The sequence below is a fragment of the Embleya sp. NPDC005575 genome (genome assembly GCF_040605455.1).
In the GTDB taxonomy this organism is placed as follows: domain Bacteria; phylum Actinomycetota; class Actinomycetes; order Streptomycetales; family Streptomycetaceae; genus Embleya.
In genome coordinates, this window is sequence record NZ_JBEXCV010000312.1 from 1 (window position 1) to 3493 (window position 3493).

General features: G+C 72.0%; 4 protein-coding genes. 1 reads left to right on the forward strand and 3 read right to left on the reverse strand.

Annotation, left to right across the window (positions count from 1 at the left end; translation table 11 throughout):
- Positions 1-158: 158 nt before the first annotated feature.
- Positions 159-716 carry a cupin domain-containing protein gene (locus ABZS54_RS42490; protein ID WP_355548684.1) on the reverse strand — a complete coding sequence of 186 codons (558 nt, stop codon included), beginning with the start codon at positions 714-716 and terminating at the stop codon, positions 159-161.
- Positions 717-1256: 540 nt separating this feature from the next.
- Between ABZS54_RS42490 and ABZS54_RS42495 the strand changes: the two genes are divergently transcribed.
- Positions 1257-1478: a hypothetical protein gene (locus ABZS54_RS42495; protein WP_355548687.1), complete on the forward strand. Its 222-nt coding sequence runs from the start codon at positions 1257-1259 to the stop codon at positions 1476-1478.
- Between the two features lie 20 nt (positions 1479-1498).
- Here ABZS54_RS42495 and ABZS54_RS42500 read toward each other — a convergent pair whose 3' ends face one another.
- On the reverse strand, positions 1499-2734 hold the full coding sequence (locus ABZS54_RS42500) for an MFS transporter (RefSeq protein WP_355548690.1): 1236 nt from the start codon (positions 2732-2734) through the stop codon (positions 1499-1501).
- 226 nt (positions 2735-2960) lie between these two features.
- Entirely contained in the window at positions 2961-3269 is a 309-nt protein-coding gene (locus ABZS54_RS42505; RefSeq protein ID WP_355548693.1) for a chaplin, read from the reverse strand.
- Positions 3270-3493: the final 224 nt, after the last annotated feature.

Sequence of the window (3493 nt, forward strand, 5' to 3'; positions counted from 1 at the left end):
GGGCGTGCGGCCCCGCGTCGTTGCGGTGACCACACGGCGCGCCGGACGGGCTGATCCGCCGCGAGCGCGTACGGCGGCTCACGTCAGGTTCGATGGAGTCCGGCGCCGGGACGTCCGGCCGCCGTGTTCGTTGCCGGTGCGCGTCCTCGGCGGGCCGGTTACGTCGGCGGGTCGTCGTGGAGGGGGTACAGGCCGGGAAGGTTGACCACGATGGCCTCCTGGGTGCTGCGGGCGATCACGACCACGGCTTCGGTGTCGGGATCGGGGTTCTCCTCGCGGTGCGGGACGAACGGCGGGACGAAGATGTAGTCGCCGGGTCCCGCTTGGAGGCGGACCTCGCGGACCCGGCCGGCGGAATCGTCGGCGAATACGAAGACCGGATGCCCACTGATTACGTGGATCGCGGTCTCGGAGTCGCCATGGTGGTGATTGCCGGACGAGGTGGCCGGGGCCACGTGGGTCCGGCCCATGAACAACTTTTCGGATCCGACGGTGTGGCTGCTGATCGCGGCGAAGCGGCGCATGCCCCCGGTCTGGGTCGTGTCGGCGTCGAGGGCGTCGGCGCGGATGTGGTGCAGGCGCAGCCGCGGCGAGCCGGCGGCGCGGTCGGGCAGGTGCGGGTGGAAGCCGGTGCCGGGGACCGGGCCCGGGGTCGGGTTTTCGGGTCGCCCGTCGGAAGGCGGGGAGGGCGGCGGTGGGGTGGGGTCCGAGGTCATGACGCGTCCTTGGCGAGGGTGGCGGTCCGGGAGGGGAGGCGCCGGGCACCGGTGGTCGGTGCGGGCGGGGCCGGCGGATCGCGCCTTCGGTGGTGCCGACGGCTCGCGGCCGGTCTCGGCCGCGGGCTGCGGTGCGAGCCGAGCGCGGCGAGCCACCCTTCGATGCTCGCGGCGGCGGAAAACGAATGTCAAGCGGTGCCGCGGGCGGTGACCGGGCACGCCGGCGCCGGGACGTCGGTGCGCACGCGCGTCGCGGTCGGGGGCGTCCATCGCCCTCCTACGCCACCCGGCCGTGCGGAATGGATGAGCGGGTGGGAGTGCCTCCAAGCGCGTCGCGCACGGGCGCGGCACGCGGGGGATGCGAGCCTCGACACCGGTGGGCTCGCGCACTCGACGGGTGCGGGCTCCCGGCGCGGGTCGGCTCTTCGGTGACCGCACGTCGATCGCGAGTGATCGCGGCCTGCGCGCCGACGCCACTTCGAGCGGCTGCACCGATACGGTCGTCACGCGTCACCGCCGAGGAGAACGAGGAGATCCACCGTGGCTGTCGACCCCAGCGACCCGGAAACGTTCCAGGAAGACGACGACGATGCGGCTGAACCCACTCGGGAAATGACCGAAGCGGACGCCGCCGAGCAGCGCACCGACCTCCGTCGGGATCGCGACGACCCGCTCACGCGCATCCACCCGGACGCGGCCGACGAGGCCGATGCCGTCGACCAGGCCCGGGTCGTCGAACTGGACGAGGACGAGTACAGGTAGTTCCCGCCCGTTCGGCCCCGTCAGGTGAGGTTCGCGGCTTGTTCCTCGGTCTTCGGGAACGTCTTCTCGCGGCGCGGGAGCAGCAGTGGGGTGGCCAGCAGGAGGACGCCGGCGGCTGCGATCGCGCTGCGGGGGCTGGTGACGGCGGCCAGCAGGCCCCACGCGGCGGTCAGGGCCGCGATGGTGATGCTCGCGCTGACCGACCAGGCGGCCAGGGTGCGGGCGATCCGGTCGGGGTCGGTGTGCTCGAGCCGGTGGGTGGCCAGCACCGGGTTGAACAGGCCGCAGCAGGTCACCAGGCCGAGTTGAACGACGACGACGAGGACGATGCCGGGGGTGCCGGGTTGCACGAATGCCAGTCCCAGGGGCCAGCACGCGCGCAGCGTTCCGACGGTGCGCAGCACCCTGTGCCGCCCGAACCGTGCCACGAGTGGGAATGCGAGACGTGAGCCGATGAGGCCGCCGATGCACGGGGTCGCGTACACGAGACCGTACTGCCAGGGTGCGAAGTCGAGATCGCGCAACAGGAGCAGGGCCATCAGCGGTTCGGAGGCCATGATGAGGCCGTTGACCACGATCGCGTTGAGGAACAGCGGGCGCAGCACCGGGTGGGCGAGGATGTGGCGCCATCCTTCGGGCAGATCGCGTGCTCGCAACCGCGGTGCGGCGGTTCGCGGTTCCGTCCCCCCGATGGAGCGGATGCCCAGTGCCGAGAGCAGGTAGCTGACCGCGTCGGCGACCACGGTCGTCACCGGGCCGAACAGCGTGATCGCGGCCCCACCGAGTGGTGGTCCGACCGTGATCGCGGTCCACGACGTGGACTCGAACCGGCTGTTCGCGATGAGCAGGTCCTCCGGCGGCACGAGCGTCTTCAGATACGCGCCGGAGGCCGCCTTGAAGGCGATGTCGGCCGCGGCGACCACGACCGATACAACGAGGAGTTGGGCGAAGCCGAGCCACCCGAGCGCGTACGCGGCGGGGATGCTCATCAACGCCGCGAAGCGGACCAGGTCCATCGCCACCATGACCGGCCGTTTTCGGCGGAACTCCACCCACGGGCCGAGCGGCACCGCCACCAGGGCCCCAACCGCGCGCCCCGCGGCAGCCAGCACCGCCACCCGGGCCGGCCCGGCGTCCAGCACCAGGACCGCGATCAGCGGAAACGCACCGAACCCGAGCGAGGTGCCGTACGTGCTGACGGCATACGCGGCCCACAATCGCCCGAACCGCCGCCCCAGCGAACGCCTACCCGCCATTTCGAACACCCCTCGCCGACCCCGAACACACTGACCATCGGCATCAAAGCAAGTCGCGAGCGGCGAGATCAAACAACCGATCGGCCACGAAGGTACAACCTTGGGTTGTGTCCGATGTCTGCCGTGGCCCTCGGCGGGTTCGGGACAGCGCTCGGGGCTCCGCGGACACACACGCGGAGCCCCGAATACCCGGTCGGGGAGGAGTGCCGAACCGGGGGATGGCGGGTCAGCCGTGGTGGCCGCCGACCGGGGCCGCATCGTGGTGGCCGTTCTCGTGGTGCTCGCGGTCGTCGTCGCCGTCGATGTTGGCGCAGAAGTTCCCGAACGTCGGGTTGATGAAGCCGCCGTTGAGGGTGTTGCCGCAGAAGTTGATCGGCGCGTGGATCGGGACCTGAACGTCGAGGCCGGACACCACGCCGGGGGAGTCCACCGCGGCGCCTTCGGCGTCGGCGGCGGCACTCGCGGCACCCGCGCCGGCCATGACCAGGGCGGCGGTGCCGGCGGCCATCACGGTTGCCTTCTTGAACGAGCTCACTGGGATTCTCCGTATCGACGCTCGCGCCGCCCGGATGCGGCGCGTTCTCGCTGTGCAACGAGGTGAACCGCGCTGGGCAACCGGTCGGTGTCGTCGTTCACCCGAACGCGGGGGCCGGACCGGGACGTCGGGCAAGGGACGCGCCGAAACCCGGTGGCCCGCCTGGTGGCGGCCGGACTGGTCGTGGAGCACACGCCGGGCGCGGCGGCGACTCCGAGCGCGGC

Excerpts from the sequence above, each read along its gene's own strand:
- ABZS54_RS42490 (WP_355548684.1), bottom strand. The coding sequence starts at position 716 with ATGACCTCGGACCCCACCCCACCGCCGCCCTCCCCGCCTTCCGACGGG.
- ABZS54_RS42500 (WP_355548690.1), bottom strand. The coding sequence starts at position 2,734 with ATGGCGGGTAGGCGTTCGCTGGGGCGGCGGTTCGGGCGATTGTGGGCC.